This window comes from Actinomadura keratinilytica, assembly GCF_039539665.1.
Lineage (GTDB): Bacteria > Actinomycetota > Actinomycetes > Streptosporangiales > Streptosporangiaceae > Spirillospora > Spirillospora keratinilytica.
Genome location: NZ_BAABDO010000022.1, coordinates 15,229 through 40,406, shown reverse-complemented (window position 1 = coordinate 40,406; position 25,178 = coordinate 15,229). Strand labels below are relative to the sequence as shown.

Annotated in this window: 24 protein-coding genes and 4 tRNA genes; 8 read left to right on the top strand and 20 right to left on the bottom strand. The window is 74.0% G+C overall.

What is annotated here, in order from left to right:
• Window positions 1–78: 78 nt before the first annotated feature.
• On the bottom strand, window positions 79–2,286 hold the full coding sequence (recG, locus tag ABD879_RS10475) for an ATP-dependent DNA helicase RecG (RefSeq protein WP_345019910.1): 2,208 nt from the start codon (window positions 2,284–2,286) through the stop codon (window positions 79–81).
• A 49-nt stretch (window positions 2,287–2,335) separates the two neighbouring features.
• Entirely contained in the window at window positions 2,336–3,925 is a 1,590-nt protein-coding gene (locus ABD879_RS10470) for a DAK2 domain-containing protein (protein WP_345019908.1), read from the bottom strand.
• Window positions 3,926–4,194: 269 nt separating this feature from the next.
• Between ABD879_RS10470 and rpmB the strand changes: the two genes are divergently transcribed.
• Window positions 4,195–4,389, top strand: coding sequence for a 50S ribosomal protein L28 (gene rpmB, locus ABD879_RS10465; protein WP_067916462.1), 195 nt, complete (start codon window positions 4,195–4,197; stop codon window positions 4,387–4,389).
• Between the two features lie 151 nt (window positions 4,390–4,540).
• Here the strand turns inward: rpmB and thiD are convergent, their stop codons facing one another.
• From thiD to ABD879_RS10450, 3 genes are all read right to left on the bottom strand, one after another.
• Window positions 4,541–5,359: a bifunctional hydroxymethylpyrimidine kinase/phosphomethylpyrimidine kinase gene (gene thiD / locus ABD879_RS10460; RefSeq protein ID WP_345019906.1), complete on the bottom strand. Its 819-nt coding sequence runs from the start codon at window positions 5,357–5,359 to the stop codon at window positions 4,541–4,543.
• A 52-nt stretch (window positions 5,360–5,411) separates the two neighbouring features.
• Window positions 5,412–6,011: a cellulose binding domain-containing protein gene (locus tag ABD879_RS10455; protein WP_345019904.1), complete on the bottom strand. Its 600-nt coding sequence runs from the start codon at window positions 6,009–6,011 to the stop codon at window positions 5,412–5,414.
• 120 nt (window positions 6,012–6,131) lie between these two features.
• Entirely contained in the window at window positions 6,132–7,052 is a 921-nt protein-coding gene (locus ABD879_RS10450; protein WP_345019902.1) for a thiamine-phosphate kinase, read from the bottom strand.
• Between the two features lie 101 nt (window positions 7,053–7,153).
• On the opposite strand from ABD879_RS10450, the gene ABD879_RS10445 reads away from it, so the two are divergent.
• Together ABD879_RS10445 and ABD879_RS10440 are read left to right on the top strand one after the other, a co-directional pair.
• Window positions 7,154–7,387: an Lrp/AsnC family transcriptional regulator gene (locus ABD879_RS10445; RefSeq protein ID WP_285493286.1), complete on the top strand. Its 234-nt coding sequence runs from the start codon at window positions 7,154–7,156 to the stop codon at window positions 7,385–7,387.
• Window positions 7,388–7,423: 36 nt separating this feature from the next.
• Window positions 7,424–7,909, top strand: a complete 486-nt coding sequence (locus ABD879_RS10440) for a DUF3515 domain-containing protein (protein WP_345019899.1) — start codon at window positions 7,424–7,426, stop codon at window positions 7,907–7,909.
• 20 nt (window positions 7,910–7,929) lie between these two features.
• Here the strand turns inward: ABD879_RS10440 and ABD879_RS10435 are convergent, their stop codons facing one another.
• From ABD879_RS10435 to ABD879_RS10405, 7 genes are all read right to left on the bottom strand, one after another.
• Window positions 7,930–8,487 carry a nuclear transport factor 2-like protein gene (locus ABD879_RS10435; RefSeq protein WP_345019897.1) on the bottom strand — a complete coding sequence of 186 codons (558 nt, stop codon included), beginning with the start codon at window positions 8,485–8,487 and terminating at the stop codon, window positions 7,930–7,932.
• 16 nt (window positions 8,488–8,503) lie between these two features.
• Window positions 8,504–8,695, bottom strand: a complete 192-nt coding sequence (locus ABD879_RS10430; protein ID WP_345019894.1) for a ferredoxin — start codon at window positions 8,693–8,695, stop codon at window positions 8,504–8,506.
• Window positions 8,692–10,047: a cytochrome P450 gene (locus ABD879_RS10425; RefSeq protein WP_345019892.1), complete on the bottom strand. Its 1,356-nt coding sequence runs from the start codon at window positions 10,045–10,047 to the stop codon at window positions 8,692–8,694. Before ABD879_RS10425 ends, ABD879_RS10430 begins: the two co-directional genes overlap by 4 nt.
• Window positions 10,044–10,826: an SDR family oxidoreductase gene (locus ABD879_RS10420; protein WP_345019890.1), complete on the bottom strand. Its 783-nt coding sequence runs from the start codon at window positions 10,824–10,826 to the stop codon at window positions 10,044–10,046. Before ABD879_RS10420 ends, ABD879_RS10425 begins: the two co-directional genes overlap by 4 nt.
• A complete protein-coding gene (locus ABD879_RS10415) occupies window positions 10,827–12,026 on the bottom strand; it encodes a cytochrome P450 (protein ID WP_345019888.1) in 1,200 nt (399 codons plus the stop codon).
• A gap of 10 nt (window positions 12,027–12,036) precedes the next feature.
• Window positions 12,037–12,612 (bottom strand): TetR/AcrR family transcriptional regulator, encoded by a 576-nt coding sequence (locus ABD879_RS10410; RefSeq protein WP_345019887.1) that lies wholly within the window; start codon window positions 12,610–12,612, stop codon window positions 12,037–12,039.
• A 73-nt stretch (window positions 12,613–12,685) separates the two neighbouring features.
• Window positions 12,686–15,664 carry a tetratricopeptide repeat protein gene (locus ABD879_RS10405; RefSeq protein WP_345019885.1) on the bottom strand — a complete coding sequence of 993 codons (2,979 nt, stop codon included), beginning with the start codon at window positions 15,662–15,664 and terminating at the stop codon, window positions 12,686–12,688.
• A 155-nt stretch (window positions 15,665–15,819) separates the two neighbouring features.
• On the opposite strand from ABD879_RS10405, the gene ABD879_RS10400 reads away from it, so the two are divergent.
• Window positions 15,820–15,948, top strand: coding sequence for a hypothetical protein (locus ABD879_RS10400; RefSeq protein WP_345019883.1), 129 nt, complete (start codon window positions 15,820–15,822; stop codon window positions 15,946–15,948).
• Window positions 15,949–16,814: 866 nt separating this feature from the next.
• On the opposite strand, the gene ABD879_RS10395 is transcribed toward ABD879_RS10400, so the two are convergent.
• The 5 genes from ABD879_RS10395 to ABD879_RS10375 form a co-directional block, all read right to left on the bottom strand.
• Window positions 16,815–16,889 (bottom strand) — tRNA-Leu (locus ABD879_RS10395).
• Window position 16,890: 1 nt separating this feature from the next.
• Window positions 16,891–16,967 (bottom strand) — tRNA-Leu (locus ABD879_RS10390).
• Window positions 16,968–17,220: 253 nt separating this feature from the next.
• Window positions 17,221–17,295, bottom strand: a tRNA-Leu gene (locus tag ABD879_RS10385).
• Window position 17,296: 1 nt separating this feature from the next.
• Window positions 17,297–17,373: transfer RNA gene (locus ABD879_RS10380), tRNA-Leu, on the bottom strand.
• Between the two features lie 365 nt (window positions 17,374–17,738).
• Window positions 17,739–18,419: a hypothetical protein gene (locus ABD879_RS10375; RefSeq protein ID WP_345019881.1), complete on the bottom strand. Its 681-nt coding sequence runs from the start codon at window positions 18,417–18,419 to the stop codon at window positions 17,739–17,741.
• Window positions 18,420–18,463: 44 nt separating this feature from the next.
• On the opposite strand from ABD879_RS10375, the gene ABD879_RS10370 reads away from it, so the two are divergent.
• The 4 genes from ABD879_RS10370 to ABD879_RS10355 are packed head-to-tail and all read left to right on the top strand — an operon-like array spanning window position 18,464 to window position 21,875.
• Window positions 18,464–19,942 carry an aldehyde dehydrogenase gene (locus tag ABD879_RS10370; protein ID WP_345019878.1) on the top strand — a complete coding sequence of 493 codons (1,479 nt, stop codon included), beginning with the start codon at window positions 18,464–18,466 and terminating at the stop codon, window positions 19,940–19,942.
• A 10-nt stretch (window positions 19,943–19,952) separates the two neighbouring features.
• Window positions 19,953–20,687 (top strand): SDR family oxidoreductase, encoded by a 735-nt coding sequence (locus ABD879_RS10365; protein WP_345019877.1) that lies wholly within the window; start codon window positions 19,953–19,955, stop codon window positions 20,685–20,687.
• Window positions 20,684–21,526 (top strand): NAD(P)-dependent oxidoreductase, encoded by an 843-nt coding sequence (locus tag ABD879_RS10360; RefSeq protein ID WP_345019876.1) that lies wholly within the window; start codon window positions 20,684–20,686, stop codon window positions 21,524–21,526. Before ABD879_RS10365 ends, ABD879_RS10360 begins: the two co-directional genes overlap by 4 nt.
• Window positions 21,519–21,875, top strand: coding sequence for a carboxymuconolactone decarboxylase family protein (locus ABD879_RS10355; RefSeq protein ID WP_345019874.1), 357 nt, complete (start codon window positions 21,519–21,521; stop codon window positions 21,873–21,875). The genes ABD879_RS10360 and ABD879_RS10355 overlap by 8 nt, the downstream gene beginning before the upstream one ends.
• On the opposite strand, the gene ABD879_RS10350 is transcribed toward ABD879_RS10355, so the two are convergent.
• From ABD879_RS10350 to ABD879_RS10340, 3 genes are all read right to left on the bottom strand, one after another.
• Entirely contained in the window at window positions 21,872–22,507 is a 636-nt protein-coding gene (locus ABD879_RS10350) for an acetamidase/formamidase family protein (protein WP_345019872.1), read from the bottom strand. The two genes, ABD879_RS10355 and ABD879_RS10350, sit on opposite strands and share 4 nt — an antisense overlap.
• A gap of 250 nt (window positions 22,508–22,757) precedes the next feature.
• Window positions 22,758–23,870, bottom strand: coding sequence for a D-alanine--D-alanine ligase family protein (locus ABD879_RS10345; protein ID WP_345019871.1), 1,113 nt, complete (start codon window positions 23,868–23,870; stop codon window positions 22,758–22,760).
• A gap of 20 nt (window positions 23,871–23,890) precedes the next feature.
• Window positions 23,891–25,168 (bottom strand): trans-sulfuration enzyme family protein, encoded by a 1,278-nt coding sequence (locus ABD879_RS10340; protein ID WP_345019869.1) that lies wholly within the window; start codon window positions 25,166–25,168, stop codon window positions 23,891–23,893.
• Window positions 25,169–25,178 lie beyond the last annotated feature (10 nt).

Genomic DNA, 25,178 nt, shown 5'->3' with positions numbered 1-25,178 from the left:
CTCCATTAAGTCAACCTATTAACTAGGGAATTGTGCGCATGGCATCCGTCACAGGGCGCGGGCGGCGCCCGCGGACGGTCAGGCCTTCTCCAGGTAGCCGGCGCGGTCCTCGTCCAGCAGGACGGCCAGCTCGTCGGCGAGCGCGGGATGCCCGGCCAGGTCGGGGTCCCGGTCGACCAGCCGGGTGGCCTCCTCGCGGGCCGCGCGGATGACGTCCTCGTCGCGCAGCAGCGTGAGCAGCCGCAGGCTGGACGAGCGGCCGGCCTGCGCCGCGCCGAGCACATCGCCCTCCCGGCGCTGCTCCAGGTCCAGCCGGGACAGCCGGAACCCGTCGGTGGTGGAGGCCACCGCGTCCAGCCGCGCCCGCGACCCGCTGCCGGGCTCGGCGTCGGTGACCAGCAGGCACAGGCCGGGCAGCGTGCCGCGGCCGACCCGGCCGCGCAGCTGGTGCAGCTGGGAGACGCCGAACCGGTCCGCGTCCATGATCACCATGACGGTGGCGTTCGGCACGTCCACGCCGACCTCGACGACCGTGGTGGCCAGCAGCACATCCAGCTCCCCGGCCGCGAACCGGCGCATGACCGCGTCCTTGTCGTCGGGGTGGAGCTTGCCGTGCAGCACGCCGATGCGCAGCCCGGTCAGCAGCTCGTTCTCCAGCCGCGGCAGCAGCTCCATGATGCCCAGCGGGGAGCGCCGCCCGGCCTCGTCCTCGGCCACCACCGGGGCGTCCTCCTCGGCGCCCTCCTGCTCGCCGATGCGGGGGCAGACGATGTAGATCTGGCGGCCCTGCCGCGCCTCCTCCTTGATGCGCTCCCAGATGCGGGCGAAGTAGGCGGGCTTCTCCGGGGGCACCACGTGGGTGCGGATCTCCGACCGCCCCTCCGGCAGCTGCCCCAGCACCGAGGTCTCCAGGTCGCCGAAGACCGTCATCGCGACCGTGCGGGGGATCGGCGTGGCGGTCATCACCAGCACGTGGGGCCGCCCGCCGGACACCTTCTCGCGCAGCGCGTCGCGCTGCTCGACCCCGAACCGGTGCTGCTCGTCCACCACCACCAGGCCCAGGTCGGCGAACCGCACGTGCCCCTGGAGCAGCGCGTGCGTCCCGACGACGATGCCCGCGGCGCCGGACGCCACGTCCAGCAGCGCCTCCTTGCGGGGCTTGGCGCCCTGCGACCCGGTCAGCAGCGCCACGCGGGTGGCGTGGTCGGCCCCGCCGATCTGCCCGGCCTGGGCCAGCTCCCCGAGCATCCCGGTGATCGACCGGTAGTGCTGCTGGGCCAGCACCTCGGTCGGCGCCAGCAGCGCCGCCTGCCCGCCCCCGTCGACCACCTGCAGCATCGCCCGCAGCGCCACGATGGTCTTGCCCGCGCCGACGTCGCCCTGCAGCAGGCGGTGCATCGGGTGCTCGCGGGCCAGGTCGGCGGCGATCTCGTCGCCGACCTGCCGCTGGCCCTTGGTGAGCTCGAACGGCAGACGGGCGTCGAAGGCGTCGAGCAGGCCGCCGGCGACGGCGGGGCGCGGCGTGGCCGGCAGGGCGCCCGCGGCGCGGCGGCGCCGGGCCAGGGCGACCTGCAGGACGAACGCCTCGTCCCACTTGAGCCGTTTGCGGGCGCGGCCGAGCTCCTCCCAGCCGCGGGGGCGGTGGATGCCCTCGTACGCCTCGCGCAGGCCGACGAGGCCGTAGCGGCGGCGCAGCGGCTCGGGCAGCGGGTCGTCGCCGAGCCCCAGGTCGTCGAGGTTGTCCAGCAGGATCCCGACGGACTTGCCGATCGTCTCGATGTCCAGCCCCTTGGTGGAGGGGTAGATCGGGATGATCTCGTCGGCCCACTCCTGGGCGGCCTCCTCGGCGTCGCGCGCCGCGACCACCTTGTACTGGGGGTGGGCCAGCTGGCGCTGCGCGCGTCCGCTGCGCGGCCGGTAGGTGCTGATCTTCCCGGCGAACAGGCCGCGGGTGCCCGGCGACAGCTCCCGTTCGGGCCGGTAGGAGCCCTTGCGGCCGAAGAAGCTCAGCTTCAGCTCGCCGGTGCCGTCGGTGACGGTGATCTCCAGGACGTAGCCGGGGCTGCGCGACAGCGTGCGGCCCTGCACCTTGACGACCTCGGCCATGACCGTGACGTGCTCGCCGTCCTGCAGGTCGTTGAGCGGGGTGAGCTCGCCGCGGGTGGCGTACCGGCGCGGATAGTGGTGCAGCAGGTCGCCGACGGTTCGCAGGCCGAGGCCCTTGTCCAGCACCTTGGCCGTCCGGTCGCCCAGGACCTTGCGCAACGGCTCGTCGAGTTTCGCCACGCCCCCTTTTCTACCGCGCGGCACCGTCAGGAACCGGGCGTTGCACGGGTCACTCGACCCCGACGAGCAGGGGGCACCGGTCCTGGCGGCCGTCGTAGACGGCGACCTCCACGTCCGGGCGGCGCTCGCGCAGGTGGTCCTCCAGCGCGGCCGCCAGCCCGGGCGGGGCCTGCGCGCCGGCGATGAGGGTGACCAGTTCGCCGCCGCCCGACAGCATCCGGTCCAGCACCTGCCGGGCCACCTCGGCCAGATCCGTGCCGATCATGGCGACGTCGCCCTCGATCAGGCCGAGGACGTCGCCGGGCCGGCACAGGCCCACGCTGGTCATCGCCTCCCCGGCGGCCACCTCCAGGTGCCCGAACCTCGTCGCGCCCGCCGCCCGGGTCATGGCGATCACGTCGTCGTGGAAGCGGCGCAGCGGGTCGTGCACGGCCAGCGCCGCCAGGCACTGCACCGCCGCCCGGGTGGGGACGACCGCGATGCGCACGCCGCTGTCGCGGGCCCGCTCGGCGGCGGCCTCGGCCAGGCCCAGCACCCCGGGCTCGTCGGGCAGCACCGCCACCTCGTCGCCCGCCGCGACGACCGCGTCGGCCAGCACGGCCAGCGGCGGCGCGGCGCCGGGCTCGTGCCGCACCACCCGCGCGCCGCAGCTCTCGAACAGCTCGGCCAGCCCGCCGGCCGCCGTGACCGCCACCACGGCGCGTCCCGTGCACGGCGCCTGCGGGTGCTCCTCGGCGTGCAGGTAGGTGATGCGGATGCGGTGCGGGCGGCCCGCCCGCAGGCCCGCCTCGACGGCCGCGCCCGCGTCGTCGACGTGCACGTGGACGTTCCACAGCCCGTCGCCGCCCACGACGACCAGGGAGTCGCCGAGCCGGTCGAGGTCCTCGCGCAGTCGCGGGACGGCCTCGTCGGGCGCGTCCAGCAGGTACATGACCTCGTAGCCGGGGGCGGCCGCGGCCTCCCGGCGGGCGGCGCGCTCCCCGGCCGGGGGCGTCCCGGTGCGGGCGGGCACCTCGTACCGTTCGGGGTACTCGTCGGTGATCACGGCGGCGAGGGCGTCGAGCACCACGCACAGGCCCGCGCCGCCCGCGTCCACCACGCCGCTGCGGGCCAGCACGTCGAGTTGCGCGGTGGTGCGGCGCAGCGCCTGCCGCGCCCCGGCGGCGGCCGCGCGGGGCGCTTCGGCGAGGCCGCCGGCCGCGCCGTCTCCGGTCGCCGCGGACGCGGCGTCCAGCACGCTGAGGATCGTGCCCTCGACCGGGTGCGCGACGGCGTTGCGGGCGAGGACCGCCGCGTATCCCAGCGCCTCGGCGAAACGGGCCGGGTCGGGGGACGCGCCGCCCGGTCCGAGGATCTCCGCCAGGCCGCGGAACACCTGGCTGAGGATCACCCCGGAGTTGCCGCGGGCGCCCAGCAGCGCGCCCTGGGCCAGCCCCCGCCATACGCCGGCCGCGTCGCCGTCCGCCTGCTCGGCCGCCTCGGCGGCCGCCAGGACGGTCAGGTGCAGGTTGGTGCCGGTGTCGCCGTCGGGGACGGGGAAGACGTTGAGGGAGTCGATCTCGGCGCGGGTCCGGCCGAGGGCGTCGGCCGCCAGCCTGCTCCACCGCCGTACCGCCGCCGCGTCGAGGACCTCGCCCACACCCGCCCCTCTCCACCGGTGCCCGGCCCCCGCCGGGGGTGCCCGCCGGGTGCCGCAGGGGTTTCCGCGTCCTCATCTGTACCGCGGGCAACGTACCCTTGGGAACAGGCCGCGCCCGGGGTGGGGGCGCGGCCGATTCGCCTCCCCGACACCGGGTCGGCTACCCTGGTCCGTGCGCCTCGTCCGGGGTGCCATCGGCGAGCGCCGGTCCGTCCGGTTGAGACACCGGTCGCTCCATCGCACAGCATCGACACCACTTGGAGTTTCCCGTGGCTTCCGTCTGCGACGTCTGCGGCAAGGGACCCGGTTTCGGCATGCGCGTCTCCCACTCGCACCGCCGCACCCCGCGCCGCTGGAACCCCAACATCCAGCGCGTGCGCGCCGTCGTGAACGGCAGCACCAAGCGGATCAACGCCTGCACGTCCTGCATCAAGGCGGGCAAGGTCGTCAAGCCCTCCGTCTGAGACGGACCGGGGCGGCGGGGGCCGCTCGCCGGGGCCTGCCCGGCGTCGCAGTCGCGCCCGTCCCGTCTCCCAGGGGCGTCCCTCTGGAATATCCGCGAGTCGGCTCACCGGGTCTCCGGCGAGCCGACTTTTTGCTGTCCGCGCGGGCGGGTCAGGCGGAGTCGCGGAGCCGCCAGCCGTGGTCGACCGGGCCGATGCCCGACCCCAGGGGGAAGCCGGCGGCGATGGCGCCGGTGACGTACTCCTTGGCCTTGGCCACGGCGTCGTGGACGTCCTCGCCGCGCGCCAGGTAGGAGGCGATCGCGGACGCCAGGGTGCAGCCGGTGCCGTGGGTGTGGCGGTTGTCGTGGCGGGGTGCGGTGAAGCGGTACTCGCGCTCGCCGTCGAACAGCAGGTCGGCGGGTTCGCCGGGCAGGTGGCCGCCCTTGATCAGCACCCAGCGGGGGCCGAGCGCCTTGACCGCCTCGGCGGCCTCGCGCATCCCCGTCTCGTCCACCACCTTCACGCCGGTGAGCTGCTCGACCTCCCACAGGTTGGGGGTGACGACGGTGGCGACGGGCAGCAGCGCGCCGCGGACGGCGTCGACGGCGTCGGGGGCCAGCAGCGGGTCGCCGTGCTTGGACACGCCGACCGGGTCGACCACGACGGGGGCGTCCACCCCGGCGAGCACCTCGGCGACGGTCTCCACCAGCGCCGAGGACGCCAGCATGCCGGTCTTGACCGCGTCGGCGCCGATGTCGGACAGCACCGAGTCGAGCTGGGCGCGGACCGCCTCGGGCGGCAGCTCCCAGTAGCCCTGCACGCCCAGGGAGTTCTGCGCGGTCACCGCCGCGATGACGCTCATCCCGTGGGTGCCGAGCGCGAGCATCGTCTTCAGGTCGGCCTGGATGCCGGCGCCGCCGCCGGAGTCGGAGCCCGCCACGGTGAGCACGAGCGGCGGTGCCTTGTCGCCTGGGGAGTTGTGCGTCATGCCGCCCACTTTAGGCGGTTTCACCGCCGGGATGATCCGCGCGGCGGGCCGGTCAGACCCGGGTGCAGCGCAGGCGGTTCAGAATGCAGTAGTAGGGGCCGCGCGGGGTGCCGGTGCCGACGAACACCACGCGGACGGACTGGCCGGGGGCCAGCGCCGGGGCGCCGGGGCGGCTGCGCACGAAGCCGGTCGTGCCGGTGCGCACGACGGTGGCGCCGGAGAACGACACGATCCGGGAGTTCCTGATCCTGAAGGCGAGGGCCCACTTGGCCACCGGCTTGGAGCCGCGGTTGGTGACGGTGGCGGTGGCGCGGTAGCCGGTCTCGGTGCGGGAGGCGACCCGGAAGGCGACCACCAGGCCGTCGGCGCGTTCGGCGCCCCGGCTGGCGCGGTCGCCCTGCCCGCGTTCGGACACCTGGCTGTTGCCGGTGTGCGGCTCGGAGGGGGCGCCGCCGGCGAAGTTCAGGGAGATCTGCTGGGTGCTGAACGCGTAGGCGACCACGCCGACCGCGACCACCAGCGCCAGCATCGGGAAGAGCGGAAGGGGGACGAGGCCGATGAGCCTGGTCCACCGGCGGCCGTTCTCCGGCGGATCGGCGCCGGTCGCGTCGCCCTCGTCGGCGGGCCGGTTCGGCTTGGTGTGTCGTCCCATCCCATCCCTCTTCGATCAGAGGATGTATACCAAACCAGCCTCAAATGTGCCCACCAGACGGTGAAAGACGCGCCGCCCCGCGGGCCGGGGGCATCGGCTCGTCGGCGGAGCCCGCCGGGGTCAGCCGCGGAAGTGGTCCCAGCCGCCGGGCCCGTAGGGGCGGCCGTCCACCACGACGCCCGTCCCCTCGGCGACGCGGCCGATGACCGCCCAGGTCGAAGGCGGTTTCGCGGCGGGCGGGAAGGTGCCGGCGAAGGCGTGGTCCTCGCCGCCGGTGAGCGCGTGCCGCAGCCCGTCGGGGCCGAGCACCGCCGGCACCGGGACGGCCGCGGAGTCGATCTCGACGCGCACGCCGGAGGCGTCGGCGATGTGACCGAGATCCTGCAGCAGACCGTCGCTGACGTCCAGCAGCGCGGTGGCGCCGGCCGCGCGCGCCTCCTCGGCCGCCTCGTAGGGGGGACGGGGCCGCCGGTGCGCCTCGACCAGCTCCGCGGGCTCGCGTTCGCCGCGCCGCAGCGCCTCCAGGCCCGCCGAGGAGAAGCCGAGCCGCCCCCGCACCGCCACCAGGTCGCCGGGGCGCGCCCCGGACCGGGTGAGCGGCGGCCGCCCGCCCAGGTCGCCCAGCGCCGTGATCGCGAGGGTGACCGCCGGGGCCGCCACCACGTCGCCGCCGGCCACCGACGCCCCGGCCTCGGCGCACTCGTCGGCCAGCCCCGCGTACAGGCGCTGCGCCCAGGCGGCGTCGGTGGCGGCGGGCGCGGCCAGCCCGACCAGCAGCGCGGTGGGACGGGCGCCCATGGCGGCCACGTCGGCGAGGTTCTGCGCCGCGGCCTTGCGCCCGATGTCGTAGGGGGACGACCAGTCGCGGCGGAAGTGCCGGTCTTCGACGAGCAGGTCGCAGGTGGCCACGACACGCCCGTCCGGCGCGGCGACCACGGCCGCGTCGTCGCCGGGGCCGAGCGCCACGTCGGGCCCGAGCGGCAGCCCCCCGGTCAGCCGGGCGATCAGCCCGAACTCCCCCAAGTCACCGATCGTGGTCATACGCCCCCCGAAAAATGGACATCGCCCCCAAGGCGCCGTCACAGCGGGTATCACGATACGGTGACCGTCCGACGACACACTCTTCGCCCGGGGAGGACGACATGGTGCGCGCCTACATCCTCATCCAGACCGAAGTGGGCAAGGCGGCCGAGGTCGCCCGGCAGATCGCCGACATCCCGGGCGTCGTCCAGGCCGAGGACGTGACCGGCCCGTACGACGTGATCGTCCGCGCCGAGTCCGGCAACGTCGACGACCTCGGCAAGCTGGTGGTGGCCCAGATCCAGGCGGTCGAGGGCATCACCCGCACGCTGACCTGCCCGATCGTGCACATCTGAGGCTCCGACCCGACCGTGCGCCCTCCCGTCCCCCGCATGCCGCCGCCCGGCGTCCGCCGCGCGGTGCGGGCCCGGGGCGCCGCCCTGGCGCTCCTGCCCGCCGCCCTGCTGCTGTCCGGATGCGGCGCCGGGGCCGTCCAGGTGCCCGTTCCCACGCCGGACACCGCGACGGCCCGGCTGTGCGCGGGGCTGCGGCTGCCGGAGAAGGTGCGCGGGCAGCAGCGCCGCGACACCGACCCGGAGTCGCCGCTGACCGCCGCGTGGGGCTCGCCCGCGATCGCGCTGCGCTGCGGCGTGCCACGCCCGGCCGGGCTGCGGCCGGACTCCCAGCTGATGACCATCAACGGGGTGGACTGGTTCGGCGTGCCCGCCGACCGGCCCGTCACGTTCACCGCCGTGGCCCGCCAGGCGTACGTCGAGGTGACCGTGCCCGCCAAGTACGCGCCGCCGGGCGACGTCCTCATCGAGCTCGGCTCGGCGATCACCGCCACCATCCCCGAGAAGCCCGAGGGCCAGATCTAGGCGGGCCCGCCCCGCCGCGGTCACCCGCCCCACAGCGGCACGGGGCTTTCGCCGCGGGGGTAGCAGCCGGGGACGGGCCCGCCGGACGCGGCGCGTTCCAGCCGCCGCCGCATCCCGTCCGACAGCACGTCGGCCTTCATCATTTCCACGAACACCGCGGTGACGTTGCCGAGGTCGAACCAGTCGCGCTGCCACGCCCACCGCCGCCCGCCGGCGTACCGGAACCAGCTTCCGCCGATGCCCGCCACCTCGTAGGGGGTGCCGTCGGGGCGGCGGGCGTCGGCGACCTGCTTCCAGAACCCGACGACCTCGCCCCTGCGGTCGTCGATGAGGATGCTCTGGTACGGGTAGCGCCAGCCGTCCAGCCCGCCCATCTCCGAGCCGAGCGCCAGTTCGCGGATCTCCTCGCGGCCCACGGCCATGAAGTCCTGGTTCGGCCCGATGTTCCAGCCGTAGGTGGCGTCCTCGGTGTACAGGTCGGCCAGCGGCCGCCAGTCGCCCAGCCGCTCGCACCGCCGGTTGGCCTCCAGCCAGTGCTCCACCATGTCTTCGAGCTCCTCGCGCGGGAACGCGGGCATCCGGCACCTCCGGTGGTCAGTCGATGAGCTTGAGCGCCTGCGCGGGGCAGTAGCGGACGGCGGCGGCGACCTCCTCGCGCAGGTCCTCGGAAGGTTCGGGGTCGGTGACGCGCACCTTCCCCTTGCGGGGCACCTCGAAGACGTCGGGCGCCTCCAGCTCGCACATGGCGTGCCCCTGGCACAGGTCCAGGTCGGCCTCGATCCTCATCGCGCCGCCCCCGGCCGCCTGCGGCGGTAGCGGACGGTGCACGGCCGCGCGAGCTGCACCACCATCGTGGAGTGGTCGTTGCGGTAACTGTCCGGCGGCTGGGCCAATTCGAACTCCCAGTCCCGCAGCAGCACCGAGAAGATCGCCTTCAGCTGCATCATCGCGAAGTTGGCGCCGACGCAGCGGTGCCGTCCCGCCCCGAACGGCACCCACGTCCACCGGTTGACCAGGTCCTCCTCGCGCGGCGCGGCATAGCGTTCGGGGCGGAAGGCGTCCGGGTCGGGGAAGTCCTCGGGGATGCGGTTGGACACCGCCAGGCTGCACCCGACCAACGTGCCCGCCGGGACGCGGTGGCCGAGCACCCGCTGCTCGGACTTGGCCACCCGGAGCAGCAGGATCAGCGGCGGGTGCAGCCGCAGCGTCTCCTTGATGGCCGCCTCCAGGCGCGGGATGGCGCGCAGCGCCTGGAAGCCGACCTCGCGCCCGTCGGCGTACAGGTCGTCCAGCTCCGCCACGACCCCGGCCAGCACGTCCGGGTGGCGCAGCAGCTCGATGAGCGTCCAGGCGGCGGTGCCGGACGAGGTGTGGTGCCCGGCGAACATCATCGAGATGAACATGCCGGTGATCTGGTCGGCGTCGAACCGGGGCGTGCCGTCGGCGGCGCGGATGGACATCAGCACGTCGAGCAGGTCGCGGTCCTCGCGCGGCGGGTCCGGGGGCCGCGCGTCCATGATCTGCCGGACCAGCCGCACCAGCTCCGCCCGGGCCCGGTCGCGCCGCCGGAAGCCGTCGATCGGCGCGTACGGGTCGACGTAGGCGATCGCGTCGGTGCCGCGCTCCAGGTCGTGGTACAGCTCGGCGAACCGCCGGTCCAGGCTCTGCCGGAACTTGCGGCCGATCAGGCAGGCCGACGAGGTGTAGATGGTCAGCTCGGCGAACCAGCCGAGCAGGTCGATCTCGCCCTCCTCGCCCCAGTCGGCCACCATGCGGTCCACCTCGGCGGCGATGGTCGCGGCGTGCCCCTTGAGGTGGGCGCCCTTGAGCGCCTGGTTGTGCAGGGCCTCGCGGCGCTGCTCGGGCGTGGCGTCGAACACCACGCCCTCCCCGAAGATCGGGGTCATGAACGGGTACGCCTCGGCCTGGTCGAGTTCCTCGTCGGGGGCGCGGAAGAAGAACTCGTTGGCCTCGGCGCCCGACAGCAGCACCACCGTGCGCCCGCCGATGCGGAACGCGCCGACGCCGCCGCACTCGGCGCGGACGCGGCGCATCAGCGCGATGGGGTCGGTGCGCAGTTCGTCCAGGTGGTCGGGACCGCCGGAGACGAAGGGCACGTCGAGCAGGGCGGTGGTCATGGCGACTCCTCCAGGGGCGCTTCGGGTTGCACCTCCACCAGGGACAGATGCGCGCCGCGCGGCGTGGACACCACCGCCGTCACGGCGGCCGCGACGTCGGACGGGCGCAGGAAGTACGGATGCCGGGCGTGGCCCCACTTCACCCACTCCTCCAGCACCTCGCCGGTGGTGCGGGCGTCCCAGTCCATGCCCATGGCGGTCGCGGTGGGGCCGGGCCGCACGATCGACGCCCGCACGCCCGTGCCCTCCAGTTCCATCTGCAGCGCCCGGGCCATGCCCTCGACGCCGTTCTTGGCGGCGACGTAGGCGCCCATGCGCGTGCGCGGCGACCGCACCACGTCCGAGGAGATGAACACCACGTCGCCGCGGCGCCGCCGCACCATGTCCGGCACCAGGTGCGACACCAGCCGGTGCGCCCCGACCAGCAGCACCTGCAGCTGCGCCAGGAACGTCTCGGAGTCCAGGTCGTGGACGCGTGCGGCGGACAGCTCGCCGGCGCCGGACACCACCACCTCGATCGGGCCGAGCGCGTCGGCGGCGGCCGCGGCGAACTCCTGCACCGAGCCGGGGTCGGCGACGTCGAGGCGGTGCGCGAACGCCTCCCCGCCCTCGGCGCGGATCGCGGCGGCCAGCTCCTCGCACTTTGCGACGCGGCGGGCGCCCAGCGCCACCGGGTGCCCGGCCTTCGCCAGCGCCGTCGCGGTGGCGGCGCCGATGCCGGACGACGCGCCGCCGACCACGGCGGGACGCCGCTCGGGATGCGGATCGAACCTCGGCACCTACCCCACCTCCACGCGGACGGGCAGCGAGGCGAACCCGCGCACGTTCACCGAGTGGACGCGTTCGGCGCGCGCCTCGTCGACCTCGTAGCCGCGGACGCGGCGCACCAGCTCGGTCAGCGCGACGCGGGCCTCCAGCCGGGCCAGATTGGCGCCCAGGCAGTAGTGCCGCCCGCCGCCGAAGCTGACCAGCTGCGAGGTGTCGCGGCCGATGCGGTAGGCGTCCGGGTCGGGAAACACGCGGGGGTCGCGGTTGGCCGACCCGACCAGCAGCAGCATCCGGTCGCCGGCGGGCACGCGCCGGCCGTGCCAGACCGTGTCGCGCGTCACCGTGCGCGCCAGCATCTGGCTGGAGGTGTCGTAGCGCAGGGTCTCCTCGACCCACTCGGGCACGCGGGCCGGGTCGCCGAACGGCTTGGCCAGCTCGGCGGGGTTGCGCCACGCCCAGTACACGGCGTTGGCCAGCAGCTTGGTGGTCGTCTCGTTGCCCGCGACGACCATCAGGAACAGGAACGCGATGATCTCGCGGTCGTCGAGGCGGTCGCCGTCGATCTGCGCGTCCAGCAGCGCCGAGGTGAGGTCGCCGGTGCGGCGGCGGCGCCGTTCGGCCAGCATGCCCTCGTAGTAGCCGACGAGCTCCAGCGCGGCCTCCATCCCGGCGGGCGGGACGTCGTTCAGGCCCTCCTCGCGGTGCACCACCGTGTCGGCCAGGCGCCGCACCTCGGCGCGGTCGGCCTCGGGGACGCCCATCATCTCCGAGATGACGTCCATGGGCAGCAGGCCGGCGAAGTCGGCGACGAAGTCGAACTCGCGTGCCGCCAGGGCGGGTTCGAGGTGCCTTCTGGTCAGCTCCCTGATGCGGCCTTCGAGTTCGCGCACCCTGCGGGGGGTGAAGCCCTTGGAGACCAGGGCGCGCATGCGCGTGTGCCGGGGCGGGTCGAGCGCGAGGAACGACATCGTCCGGTGCGCCTGCGGGCCCCACGCGCTGGGCTCCAGCGAGACTCCGTTGGCGCTGGAGAACGTGACGTGGTCGCGGAACGCCGCCGCCACGTCGGCGTGCCGCGACAGCGCCCAGAAGCCGAGCTCGTCGTTGCGGTAGAGCGGCGCCTCCTCCCTGAGGCGCGCGTACGTCGGGTAGGGGTCCTCGTGGACGGCGTAGTCGAACGGGCTGTAGGCGGGGGGATCCCGCAGGGGCTCCACAGCCGTCACCTCACTCGGGCAGTATCAGCTCCGCTATCTCCGTCAGCCGGTCGGCCATGCGGGCGTAGGAGGTGTGTCCCATGCCGGCGTGCACCAGCGCACCGGCGTAGGCGATCTCGAGCGCGCCCAGCGCCCGGGGGTCGGCGTCGTCGCCGAGCGCCGTCCGCAGGCGCTCGCGGATCCGCAGGCCGATGCGCTGCCGCAGCTCGCGCACGTCGGGGTCGCCGCCGAGCATCGCCGCCGTGCACGCCGCCGCGAGCTCCGGCTCGTCGGACACCAGCAGCGCCACCTCGCGCAGCACCGCCGCCACCCGCTCGCGCGCCGGGCCCGTCCCCCGTTCGACGGGCGGCAGCGCGCTCAGCCGCCGCCAGAACACCTCGGTGATGAGGTGGTTCTTGGACGTGAAGTAGGTGTAGGCGGTGGCCGGCGCCACCCCGGCGCGGCGGGCCACGTTCCGCACGGTCAGCCCGTCGTACCCGTGGTCGCGCAGCTCGGCGACGGCCGCGTCGGTCAGCCGCCGCACGGTGTCGGCCTGCCGCTCGGTGAGCCGCCGCCGGGTGGGCTCGGTCGCCAACTCGCTGGACATGTGTCCAGACATTAGTTCAGTCACGTGCCCGTGACAAGACACGGCCGGTGCCCGGGACCTCGGACGCGGAACGCTAGGACTGCGGCCGCCGCGCCTCCCAGGTGCCGCGGACGTCCTGCAGCCACTCGTCGTCCTCTCCCCGCGCCTCCACGAGCTTCGGCATGATCTCGTCGTACTCGGCGAAGGCCGTCTGCGTATCGATCGCTCCGCTCGCCAGCCGCACCTCGGCCAGCCTCAGGCGGGTGATGAGCGTGTCTCCATGGTCGGCTCCCAGCACCGCCGTCTCTGCGGCGAGCACCGCCAGATAGCACTCCTCGGCCTCGGCCCACCGCTCGGCGTCCTGCAACGTGCCTGCGAGGCAGTACTTCGCTTGGCGCGTGGTCTTCTCCTCGGGCCCGAGGATCTCCTCGTACGCCTGGACGACCGGCCGCATCTCCGCCGCGGCCTCGTCGAATCTGTCCTGACTGCTGAGGGTGTGCGCCAGGCAGTGCCGCTCCTGCAGGACGACCGAGTCCTCCGACCGTTCGGTCCGCCGGCGGATCTCCAGGACCGTCCGGATCTCGGCCTCCGCGGCCTCGTGCCGTCCGAAACGCCGGAGCATGTCCCCGCGTTCGTGACGCACGTCGAGGGTCTTGGGATCGTCGTCGCCGCAGGCTTCGGCGAACAGGGCGACGCACGCGTCGTACTCGGCCGTGGCGTCGTCGGCACGGTCCTGCTGGACCAGATTGCGCGCCAGGCAGCGCCTCATCGCGCGGTACAAGGTGGTGTCCGCCCGGTCGTGCTCCTCCAGATCGCTCAGGATCGAGCGGTATTCCTGCTCGGCCTCGGTGTAGCGTCCCGCTTCGTCCAGGGCGTGCGCCAGCTGATGCCGCTCCTCCAGGCCCAGGAAGACGTGATCGCCTCCCGAATGCCGGAGCATCTCCTGGTAGTACCGGTCGGCCTCCTCCGAGTGACCGCGCTCGCGCATCAGCTCGGCCAGCGCCACGTAGGTCACGGCGGTATAGGGATCGGACGGGCCCAGGACGCGCCTGCGCTTGGCCAGGACGTCGCCGAGCTCCCGCTCGGCCTCGGCCAGGCGTCCCGCGTTCTGAAGGGAGACCGCCCACTGGTGGTGAGTGATCAAAGTCTCGGGGTCTTCCGGCCCGAGGACGCGCCGTTGGGCCTGCAGAACATCGGCGTACTCGGCCATCGCCTCCTGGCCGTCCAGACGGGCCAGTGCGTACCGGTGCCGGATCGACAACCTGACAGGATGCGACGCGTCCAGCTCCCCGGCTCGCCGGTGCAGCACGTCCACGAACCGCTCCGCCTCGTCGAACCTCCGGCGGAACCACAGGTAGGAGAACGCCTTCAGGCCGAGGGACAGCGCTCGTGCCGGCAACCGCGCATGCCCGGGCGGAAGAGCGCCGACGACGGCCTGGATGTGCGGGGCCAGCAGCCGCCACCACGCGTGGTTCGCCGGCTGTTCCGGAGCGGAGGTGCAGCCCGCTTCCAGCAACTCGACGGCCGCCTCCCAGACCGCGCTCTGGTCGGCGTCCGCGCGCACCCAGTGGGCGTTGGTCTCCAAAACGAGCCGGTGCGCCACCAGGCACGGCACGGGCTCGGCGTCCCCCTCGGCAGACGGCGTGTTCTCCACCACATCGAGCAGGCTGAGATCGACCAGCGCCTCCAGGGCCAGGTCGATGCGGTCGATGCTCGGCGGGTCCGGCAGCAGCCCGTGCCGGGCGGCGACCTCGGGGTCGATGAGGTCCACGGGGAAGGGGGCGGGCGCGAAGCACGACAGCAGCCGCATCAGCGCCCGCGCCTCCGGAAGGCCCTGCGTGTCGAGCAGGTCGAGGGTCAGTTCCCAGGTGCGGCCGACGAGCCGGCGGTGCAGGATCTCCGCACGGCCGTCCGCCGACAGGTCACCGCGGACGCCCGCGTCCAGCAGCTCGGTGCCGATGTCGCCGAGCGCCTCGGTGTAGGCGGTGAAGGTGCGCACCCGCGACCGGCCCTCCCTGCGGTGCCGCAGCAGCCCCGCCCCGCGGCCGGCGCGGGCGATGTAGGAGCCCGCCAGGGTGAGGGCGAGCGGCAGGCCGCCGAGACGTTCGGCCAGCGTCCGCGCCTCCTCGCGCGCACCGGCGTGACCGGCCAGGTCGATGAGCACGTCCGCGCCGGCGTCGGTGTCGAGCACGCCCACCGGATGGCATTCGGCCTCGCCGCCCCAGACCTCGGCGGTGCCGACCCTGCTGGTGACCACGGTGAGCCCCCTGCCGCTGGGCCGCGCCCACCCGGTGCCGTCTCCCGGCAGGCCGCTGTCGGCGGCGAGCCAGGCGGGTTCGTCGGCGTTGTCGATGACGAGCAGCCAGGGCCGGTCGGCGGCGTCCAGATGACGCCACACCAGGTCCATCGCGCTGGCGCGCCCCGCCCAGGCGTCCTCGATGTCCTCGTCGTCCGCGCCGACCTGCCGGGCGACCTCCTGCATCCCGGTGATCAGGTGGTCGCGGTCGACGGCCGACACCCAGAAGACGTCGTGGCCGAGCTCCCACGCGTGCTGCGCCAGGCGGAGCGCGACCGTCGTCTTCCCCGCGCCGCCGAGGCCGTGCAGGACCTGGATGCGCCGGGCCGGGGCGGCCAGCCGGTCCCGCAGTGCCGCCAAGAGGTCGTCGCGGCCGCGCACGTGGACGGGCAGCTCACCGAACGGCGGCCGCAACGACCAGTCCCCCGGCCCGGCCGGGCGCGGATCGCCGGTCTCGGCGGACTCCGGCGGCGGGCCGGTGCGGCGCGCGGCCTGCTTCCACTGCGCCTCGGCGTTCTTCGCCGCCTCCTGAGCCGCCTTCCACCCGGTGTCGGGTTGCACGTCGCACGCCTGCAGGATCCGGCGGACGGTCTGCCAGCTCGGTGCCCTGCTCCCGCTCAGGGCGTCGGAGACGGTGCCGCGGCCGAGCCCGCCGGCGGCCGCGAGATCCCGCACCCCGCTGTAGCCCGCCGCCTTCGCCACATTCCGCAGCCGTTGCGCCAGAGCGCGCATCGGTTCCGGAGCGTCCTCGTCGATCGGGTTCTGCAGCCGCCCCATGCCTTCTCCTGACCGTCGCGAACATCGCGATTGTCCTACGGACATCACAGGCCGCGGCAGGTTTGTCCGCGAGTTGTCCGAGCCCGATACCGGACGACGCGGCGGCTGCCGACCCTGAGATCGCGAGAGACGCCCGCGGTGAAGGGACGACGGACATGAACCACGTGTTCCAGTGGCTGCCGCTCATCAGCCTGCTGCTGCAGGCGACCTCAACCGGCCTCGCGGTCGCGCGGGAGGTGCGGCGGGCACGGCAGGTGCGTAACCGGCGGAACGAGGAAGAGTGATCGGCCGCCCCGGCCCTGCGCGGCGGGCCGGGGCCATCGCACGGGTCGGGCGAGGAGACAGCTCCCCGCCCGACCCGCCGCCCGGTACGGAACCTCAGCTGGCGAAACCGCGCATAGGCGAAGAGTGCGGCTCCAGGCCGGCGTCACACCGCAGCGGTGCGCCGCGTACTCCGGCCCACTGCACGTGGGCGAGGAAGGCGACACCAGGGCAACTCCGTCCGCGACATGCCAAGCTCTCCCAGACACGTCACCGCCGGGCACACGGCGCACGGCGCACACCATTGCGGCCAAAACCATGAAGCACACCGCACCGCGGTGTGCCGCACGTCTTGCCAAGCCTTCCCCCACCGGCGCGGACAAGGCGTGTGATGCCAGGACGGTGTCGTACCGCAGCGCAGGCAGACCCCCAGGCGCGTCGCCCACCTCCGGCGGTCACACGCCGTGCAGCGGACCCCATCGCGGCCCAACCAAACCGGGAAGCACGCACCGCATCGCACGGCGCGCCGCACACTGCCCGACCCACCCCGCATGGGCGAAGTGCGGCTCCAGGCCGGCGTCACACCGCAGCGCAGGCAGACCCCCAGGCACGTCGTCCACCCCAGGCAGTCACATGCCGCACAGTGGACCCCATCGCGGCCTAGAGAAACCGCAGAGCAGGCACACGCATCGCACGGTGCGCCGCACAACCCGCCCGGCCTTCCGCCCACCGCACCTGGACGAGGGATGCGACGCCGGGACGGTGTCGTGCTGTGGGGTGGGCAGGCTCCAGGCGCGTTGGCGGCGCCTATTGCGGCCCAGCGTAATCACGGAGGTTTTTCCGTGCCGTGGGATCGTGTTCATCGCACGTAGGCGAGAAAATGGGAACGTACCCCCGACAGGATTCGAACCTGCACCGTTCCTGCATCTCGAACAGGCGCCTCTACCAATTGGGCAACGGGGGCGTGGTGCGGCTCCCGGGATTCGAACCCGGAACATCCACTTCCTGAAAGTGGCCTCTCTGCCGGTTGGAGTAGAGCCGCGCGAAAAGAGAAGGGGTGATCCTTGGAGAAGGCGTCGCTCGGAAATGCGCCGCTGGAGATCAGATGAGGGACCCGCCGCGGCGGGTGAGCGGTGCCCCGGGCAGTCGCAGTCGTTCGAACTCCATGGTGGCCTTCCCCTCGGTCTTGGTGTCCGTTCACTGTCGGGCTGCCTGCTCGCGGAGCGCCGTCACCCGGCGTGCCGCGTGCCCTGCCCGGCCTTCCGCCCAGCGCACGTGGGCGTGGGGCCGGAACGTACCCCCGACAGGATTCGAACCTGCACCGTTCCTGCATCTCGAACAGGCGCCTCTACCAGTTGGGCAACGGGGGCGTGGTGCGGCTCCCGGGATTCGAACCCGGAACATCCACTTCCTGAAAGTGGCCTCTCTGCCGGTTGGAGTAGAGCCGCGCGTGGAAAGAAGGGGCGATGGGTCGGGGAAGGCGTCGCTCGGAACCGCGCGGCCGGAAGATCAGGCGAGGGACCGGCCATGGCTGGCGAGCGACGCCCCGGGCAGTCGCAGTCGCAGTAGTTCGAGCGTCATGGCCGGTCCTCCTCTCCAAAAGTCTCGGTGTCGTTCCCCTGTCGGGCTGACGAAGACCACTGTGCCAGAAAGTCCCCGTGCAAGCAACACTTATTTCGCAACTCCGGCGGCGGCCGCATGACTCATTGGTGCGGCACATGCCCGGTGTTCGCCGGACGGTTCGATATTCACGGGGGCGCCGGAACAAGCCGGCGTGCTTCTCGGCAGATCAGCGTGCGCTTCTTCGGCCGGGTCAGTCGGGGATGTGGGGGGTGCCGTCGCGCATGGGCGGGAAGCGGTGGCGGGCTGCGGTCGTGCCGGCGGTCATGCGGGTGATGTCGGCCTCGGGGAGCACCTCGGTGTCGTCGTCGATGACGACCTCCCAGCGGCAGTGCGGGACGCGGTCGGCGGGGACGCGGGGCGGGCGGTGCACGGGGCGGATCCGCGCCTTGGGGTTGACCGCCTGGGCGGTGATGTCGAACGTGCCGTCCTCGACGGTGTGGCACATGCCCTTGATGGAGCGTTCGCCGAAGGGTTCGACGTCCAGGAGGGCGCCGCAGGAGCGCAGCTGGAAGAAGCCGCGCGTCTCGGAGACCAGCTCGTACTCCACGTCCATGTAGTGCTGGGCGAACCCGGGGTCGAGCTGGAGGCACTTGAAGATCGCCGAGACGCCGTCGCCCTCGATCTTCATGATCTCGCGGATGCGCCGGGTGTAGACGGGGCTGGCGCCGCGCCACTCCTCGATCGCGATCTCCTCGACGGCGCGCTGGCCGTAGCGCAGCCCGATCGCGGTGAGCGCGGACCGGTCGAGCAGGTGGACGATCAGCGCGTACTCGCGCACCAGCCGGACCAGGGCCTCCTTGGACAGGTCCTCGAACCGGAAGTCGGGGTCGAACTCCCCCGAATAGTCGTCGCGGGGCTTGCGTTCCGTCATGGCCTGAACTGTAGTCTGGACACGTGTCCAGAACAACCGATCGCTTGCTCGGCCGACCGGACGGCGCCCGCGGCCCCTCGCCGCTGCTGGTGGACGGACGGCTGACCGCCGGGTCCGGCGGCGCCTTCCCGACCGTGAACCCGGCCACCGGGCAGACCCTCGGCGAGGCGGCCGACGCCACGGCCGCCGACATGGACGAGGCGATCGCGGCGGCGCGCCGCGCGTTCGACGCCACCTCCTGGCCCGCCGACCCGGCGCTGCGCGTGCGCTGCCTGCGCCAGCTGCGGCAGGCGCTGCGGCGGCACGCCGACGAGCTGCGCGAGCTGACCATCGCCGAGGTGGGCGCCCCGCGCTTTCTGACGTTCGGCGCGCAGCTGGACGCCCCGGTCAACGACCTGGGCTGGTTCGCCGACCTGGCCGAGTCGTACGCGTGGGAGCGCGACCTCGGCCGGGCCGAGCCGATGGGCGTCCCCAGCCTGCGGCGGGTGCGGCGCGAGCCCGTCGGGGTGGTCGGCGCGATCACGCCGTGGAACTTCCCGCACCAGATCAACCTGGCCAAGCTCGGCCCCGCCCTGGCGGCCGGCAACACGGTGGTGCTCAAGCCCGCCCCCGACACGCCGTGGTGCGCGGCCGCGCTGGGCGAGCTGATCGCCGAGGAGACCGACATCCCGCCGGGCGTGGTCAACATCGTCACCTCCGCCGACCACCGGCTGGGCGCGCAGCTGGCGGGCGACCCGCGGGTGGACGCGGTGTCGTTCACCGGGTCCACCGCCACCGGCCGCGAGGTGATGGCCGCCGCCGCACGCAACCTGGCGAAGGTGTTCCTGGAGCTGGGCGGCAAGTCGGCGTTCATCGTGCTGGACGACGCGGACCTGCGGTCGGCCTGCTCGTACGCGGCGTTCGCGGCGGCCGCCCACGCCGGGCAGGGGTGCGCGATCACCACCCGGCTGCTGGTGCCGCGGGAGCGGTACGACGAGGCCGTGCACCTCACCGCCAAGGCCCTCACCGGGATCGGCGTGGGGGATCCGCGCGACGACGGCACGGTGTGCGGTCCGGTGATCTCCGCCCGGCAGCGCGCCCGCGTCGAGGGCTACCTGGAGCTGGCGGTGCGGGAGGGCGGCTCGTTCGCCTGCGGCGGCGGCCGTCCGGCGGGCCGCGAGAACGGCTTCTGGATCGAGCCGACTTTGGTCACCGGCCTGACCAACGACTGCCGCACCGCCCGCGAGGAGATCTTCGGGCCGGTGCTGGTGATCCTGCCGCACGACGGCGACGACGACGCGGTCCGGCTGGCCAACGACTCGCCGTACGGGCTGTCGGGCGCGGTGCACGGCGGCGACGCCGAGCGCGCCCGGGCGGTCGCGCGGCGGCTGCGCACCGGGACCGTCAGCGTCAACGGCGGCGTGTGGTACGCGGCGGACGTCCCGTTCGGCGGCTACAAGCAGTCCGGCATCGGCCGCGAGATGGGCGTGGCCGGGTTCGAGGAGTACCTGGAGACCAAGGCGATCGCCGAAAGCCCGTCGTAGGGGAGGCACAGTGCGGTTCGAGGGGAAGGTCGCGGTCGTCACCGGGGCGGCGGGCGGCATCGGCGAGGCGTACGCGCGGGCGCTGGCCGGCGAGGGCGCCGCGGTGGTCGTCGCGGACGTCGACGAGGCCGGGCGGCGCGTCGCCGACGACGTCAAGGGCCTGTTCGTGCGGACCGACGTCGCCGACCCGGCGTCGGTCGAGGCGATGGCCGCGGCGGCGGCCGAGCGGTTCGGCGGCATCGACCTCCTGGTCAACAACGCGGCGATCTTCGGCGGCATGCGCATCGACCTGCTGCTGACCGTCGACTGGGACTACTACCGCAGGTTCATGGCGGTGAACATGGACGGGGCGCTGCTGTGCACCCGGGCCTGCGTGCCGCACATGCGCGAGCGCGGCGGCGGCGCGATCGTCAACCAGTCGTCCACGGCCGCCTGGCAGTACGCGGGCTTCTACGGGCTGGCCAAGGCGGGCGTCAACGGGCTCACCCAGCAGCTCGCGCACGAGCTGGGCGGCATGGGCATCCGGGTGAACGCCATCGCCCCCGGCCCCACCGACACCGCCGCGCACCGCGCGGTCGTCCCCGGCGGCATGTCGGAGAAGATCGTCAAGGACAAGATGGCGATCAAGCGGATGGGCACGCCGCGGGACCTGGTCGGCGCGTGCCTGTTCCTGCTGTCGGACGAGGCGTCCTGGATCACCGGCCAGATCCTCAACGTGGACGGCGGCGAGGTGTTCCGGTCGTGAGCAGGTACGGGTTCGTCGGCCTCGGGCAGATGGGCGCGCCGATGGCCCGGCACCTGGCCGGCCCGGACCTGGTCGTCTACGACACCCGCTCCGAGGCCATGGAGCCCCTGGTGCAGGCGGGGGCACGCGCCGCCCGCACCGTCGCGGAGGCGGCCCGCTCCGCCGAGATCGTCTCGGTGATGGTGCGCGACGACGACCAGGTGAACGAGGTCGGCGCCGAGATCCTGGCGGCCGCGCGGCCCGGCACCGTGCTGGCCGTGCACTCCACGATCCGCGCGCGCACCGCGCAGGAGCTGGCGCGGCGGGCCGCGCCGTACGGCATCGAGGTGGTGGACGCCCCGGTCAGCGGCGGCTTCATGGGCGCGACCGCGGGCACCCTGGCCGTCATGGTCGGCGGCTCGGCCGAGGCGTTCCAGCGCTGCCGCGAACCGTTCGGCGCCTGGGCGGACCTCGTGCTGCACATGGGGCCGGTCGGTGCGGGGACCCGCACGAAGCTGGCCCGCAACCTGCTGCACTTCGTGGCGTTCGCCGCGGCGGCCGAGGCGCAGCGCCTGGCCGAGGCGTCGGGCGTCTCACTGCGCCGGCTCGCCCGCGTCGTCCGGCACTCCGACGCCGTCACCGGCGGACCGGGCGCGATCATGCTGCGCCCCAGCACCGCTCCCCTGCGTCCCGGCGACGAGCTGTACGACATCCTGCGCAACGTCCGCGACCTGGGCGAGAAGGACCTCTCCCTGGCCGTGGAGCTGGCGTCCGACCTGGACGTCGACGTCCCCCTGGCACGGCTCGCCCTGGACCGCTTCGGCGCGGCCCTCGGACTGGAGGAGGACCACGATGGATGAGCGGCGCCGCCGCGGCCTGGAGATGATGCGCCGGGTGTACGGGTGGGAGGTCGCCGACTCCGCCGACGACTTCTTCGGCATCACCGTCGACCACCTGTTCGGCGACGTGTGGACGCGCCCCGGGCTGAGCGTCCGCGACCGGCGGCTGCTGCTGATCGGCGTGCTGGCCGGGCAGGGCCTCAACGACGTGCTGGACATCCAGATCCCCGCCGCCCTCGCCGGCGGCGAGCTGTCCCCCGACGAGCTCCGCGAGACGGCGATCTTCCTGACCCACTACGTCGGCTGGCCGCTGGGGTCCCGCCTCCACGTGCAGATCGAGAAGCTGATCGCCGAGTACGAGCGCGGTTAGCGGCCGACCGGCGGGCTGGGGGCGGGCATCAGCATCGGCCCGTTCACCCGGAACCGCTCCACGCCCCGGCGGGTCAGGTGGACGCGCAGGTCGATCCACCCGGACCGGGCGGCCAGGCGGCACTCGTCGGCGCCGCTCACCGGGAAGTGCAGGTCGCCCACCGACAGCTTGGCGCCGCGCACGTGCACCGGCAGCAGCACCCGCGACCCGGCGGTCAGCGGGGCGATGCCGCAGCCGCCGATCTGCCGTCCGCGGGCCTGGCTGCGCACCGCCTCGGCCGCGATGCGCCGGTACTCGGCCGTCCCCTCCTCGACGTGCCCGAGCAGGATCCTGGGGGCACCGGGGTCCAGCCGCCACACCTCCGCGTCCGGTTCGGCGGCCGGTTCGGCGTCCGGCTCGGCGGCGGCCGCGGCCGCGAGCATCGCCGCGTCCGGCGCGCAGCCGATCACGCCGGGGTGCCCGTTGGGCGCGTACACCCCGTCGGAGCGGCCCACGCCGATCACGTCCACCACGATGACGTCACCGGGCTCGGCGCCCACCACCACGACCGGACCGCACAGCACCGGGTCGGCGCCGGGCTCGCGGGCCTGGCACTCCATGCGGATCGAGCCGCCCGTGAGCACCTCGGCCACCGCCGGAATCTCCGGGTGCCACCGGTCGTGCCCGGGCACCGCGCGGCTCGCGTCCCCGGCGCCCCACGGCGACACGGCAGACGCGGGAGCGGCCGCACTGATGGACCGTTCGGAGGCAAGCGGGAGCGACAACGGGATTCCTTCCTCACGGAGACTGGCTACGAAGAAATCCTGCCGACCGACCTGTTTCCGAGTGATTTCGACACCCTTACGACCCGGTTAGCGTTCCCCGGCGGGCGCCGGACGGCGGTCACCGCAGGCCGCTGGGGCGGTCGAGGGCGGTTCGGATGAGCCGGTCGACCAGGGCCGGGTAGTCCAGGCCGCTGGCGGCCCACATCTGCGGGAACGCCGACGACGGGGTGAAGCCCGGCATCGTGTTGATCTCATTGAGGATCCACCGGCCGTCGGGGGTGTAGAAGAAGTCGACGCGGGCCAGGCCCTCGCAGTCGAGGGCGTCGAACGCGGCGACCGCCAGGCGCTGCACCTCGGCGACGGCCCCGGGCGGCAGGTCCGGGGGGATGGCCAGCCGGGTCGTGCCGTCCAGGTACTTGGTCTGGAAGTCGTAGAAGTCGTGGTCGCCGGTCATGAGGATCTCGGCGGGCAGGCTGGCCTCGGCGGGACCGCCGTCCAGGCCCTGCAGGACGCCGCACTCGATCTCGCGGCCCACGACGGCGGCCTCGACGATGACCTTGGGGTCGTGCTCGCGGGCCGCCTCGACGGCCGCGGTCAGGTCGTCCTCGGACTCCACCTTGGAGATGCCCATGCTGGACCCGGCGCGGGCGGGCTTGACGAACACCGGCAGACCCAGCTGCTTGATCTCGTCCAGCTTGGCGGTGCGGGCGGTGCGCCACTCCCGGTCGCCGACCATCACGTACCGGCCGACCGGCAGGCCGCGGGCCTGCCAGACCAGCTTCATGAAGCCCTTGTCCATGCCGACCGCGCTGGCCAGCACGCCCGCGCCGACGTAGCGGACGCCCGCCAGGTCGAGCATGCCCTGGATGGTGCCGTCCTCGCCGTAGGGGCCGTGCAGCAGCGGCAGGACGACGTCCACCTCGGTGAGGGTGGCGGGCACCCGGCCGGGTTCGACCACCACCAGGCCCTTGGTGGCGGGGTCGAACGGCAGCGCCAGGGCCTTGCCGTCGCCGGAGACCTCGGGGAGCCGCCCGTCCTCGATGGCCAGCTGCTGGTCCTCGGAGGCGAGCACCCAGCGGCCGTCGCGGGCGATGCCGACGGGCACCACCTCGTAGCGGTCGCGGTCGATGGCGGCCATGACTGCTCCTGCGGTGACGCAGGAGATCGCGTGCTCGCTGCTGCGTCCGCCGAAGACCACGGCCACACGGATCTTTGGTGAAGCGTCGGACATGATGTCCGACCCTACAGCGATCAGTGGGTGTCGGCTACGAGCCGGGTGCCGTCGGCGCCGTTCAGCGTGCGGCCGACGGCGTCGAGCGCCTCGGTCACGTCGCGGACCAGGTCGTCGGCGTCCTCCAGGCCGAGGGAGAAGCGGACCGCGCCGGGGTCGATGCCGGCGGCGCGCAGCGCGGCGTCGTCGTGGCAGCGGTGCGTGGTGGAGGCCACGTGGGCGACGTGGGTGTGGGTGCCGCCGACGCAGGTCGCCGGGGTCGCCAGCCGCAGGGCGTCGACCAGGGCCAGGCCCGCGCGGCGCCCGCCCGCCGGGGTGACGGTGACCACGGCGCCGTACCGGGTGCCCTCCGGGCCGGCGTCGAACAGGGCGCGGGCCTGCTCGTGCCCGCGGTGTCCGGGCAGCCCCGGGTAGTCGACGGAGCGGACCGCCGGGTGCCGGGCGACGGCGGCGGCGAACAGGTTGGCGGTGTCGCACTGGCGGCGCACCCGCAGCGGCAGGGTCTCCAGGCCGCGGCGCAGCAGGAACGCCTCGTCGGGCGCCAGCGCCGCGCCGGTCTGCACGCGGACCCGGCGGACCTGCTCGACCAGGTCGGCCGCGCCGACGACCGCGCCGCCGGTGGCGTCGCCGTGCCCGCCGATCGCGGCGGTCGCCGAGTGCACCACCAGGTCGGCGCCGTGCTCCAGCGGACGGCACACCACCGGCGTGGCCAGGGTGGCGTCGACGGCCAGCAGCGCCCCGGCGCCGCGGGCCAGCGCGGCCAGGGCCGGCAGGTCGGGGACCGCCAGCCCGGGGTTGCCGGGCACCTCGGCCCAGATCAGCCGGGTGGTGGGCCGCATCGCCTCGCGCACGGCGGCGGTGTCGGCGAGGTCGACGAACGAGGCGTCGACGCCGAACCGCGACAGCAGCCCGTCCAGCAGCACGTACAGGTCGCGGTGCGGCCCGGCGGGCGCGACCACGTGCGCGCCCGCGTCGGTGAACGCCAGCAGCACGGCGGTGGCGGCGGCCATGCCGGACGCGAACGCCTCGCCCTCCACCGGCCCGGCCGTCCCGTGCCCCTCCAGGGCGGCGAGGCCGGCCGCGAACGCGTCGGCGGTGGGGTTGGCGATCCGGCCGTAGCTGTAGCCGGGCGCGCGGCCGCTGAGCATGGCCGCGTGCTCGGCGGCGCCGGCGAAGGCGAACGCGCCGGCCCGCCAGACCGGCTGCCCCACCGGCGCCTGGCGCGGCAGCGGCGGCGCCGGCAGGTGGACGGCTCGGGTGTTCTCACCGTGTGAACGACTGCTTCCCGTGGTACGCATCGTTCACAGC

What these genes read in the sequence shown, in the direction of transcription:
- ABD879_RS10435 (WP_345019897.1), bottom strand. Translation starts at nt 8,487, where the DNA reads ATGCCCGCGTTCCCGCGCGAGGAGCTCGAAGACATGGTGGAGCACTGG.
- ABD879_RS10375 (WP_345019881.1), bottom strand. Translation starts at nt 18,419, where the DNA reads ATGACGGAACGCAAGCCCCGCGACGACTATTCGGGGGAGTTCGACCCC.
- ABD879_RS10455 (WP_345019904.1), bottom strand. Translation starts at nt 6,011, where the DNA reads ATGGGACGACACACCAAGCCGAACCGGCCCGCCGACGAGGGCGACGCG.
- ABD879_RS10430 (WP_345019894.1), bottom strand. Translation starts at nt 8,695, where the DNA reads ATGAGGATCGAGGCCGACCTGGACCTGTGCCAGGGGCACGCCATGTGC.
- ABD879_RS10400 (WP_345019883.1), top strand. Translation starts at nt 15,820, where the DNA reads ATGAACCACGTGTTCCAGTGGCTGCCGCTCATCAGCCTGCTGCTGCAG.
- ABD879_RS10445 (WP_285493286.1), top strand. Translation starts at nt 7,154, where the DNA reads ATGGTGCGCGCCTACATCCTCATCCAGACCGAAGTGGGCAAGGCGGCC.
- thiD (WP_345019906.1), bottom strand. Translation starts at nt 5,359, where the DNA reads ATGACGCACAACTCCCCAGGCGACAAGGCACCGCCGCTCGTGCTCACC.
- ABD879_RS10405 (WP_345019885.1), bottom strand. Translation starts at nt 15,664, where the DNA reads ATGGGGCGGCTGCAGAACCCGATCGACGAGGACGCTCCGGAACCGATG.
- ABD879_RS10410 (WP_345019887.1), bottom strand. Translation starts at nt 12,612, where the DNA reads ATGTCCAGCGAGTTGGCGACCGAGCCCACCCGGCGGCGGCTCACCGAG.
- ABD879_RS10425 (WP_345019892.1), bottom strand. Translation starts at nt 10,047, where the DNA reads ATGACCACCGCCCTGCTCGACGTGCCCTTCGTCTCCGGCGGTCCCGAC.
- ABD879_RS10340 (WP_345019869.1), bottom strand. Translation starts at nt 25,168, where the DNA reads ATGCGTACCACGGGAAGCAGTCGTTCACACGGTGAGAACACCCGAGCC.
- ABD879_RS10450 (WP_345019902.1), bottom strand. Translation starts at nt 7,052, where the DNA reads ATGACCACGATCGGTGACTTGGGGGAGTTCGGGCTGATCGCCCGGCTG.
- ABD879_RS10355 (WP_345019874.1), top strand. Translation starts at nt 21,519, where the DNA reads ATGGATGAGCGGCGCCGCCGCGGCCTGGAGATGATGCGCCGGGTGTAC.
- ABD879_RS10440 (WP_345019899.1), top strand. Translation starts at nt 7,424, where the DNA reads ATGCCGCCGCCCGGCGTCCGCCGCGCGGTGCGGGCCCGGGGCGCCGCC.
- ABD879_RS10345 (WP_345019871.1), bottom strand. Translation starts at nt 23,870, where the DNA reads ATGTCCGACGCTTCACCAAAGATCCGTGTGGCCGTGGTCTTCGGCGGA.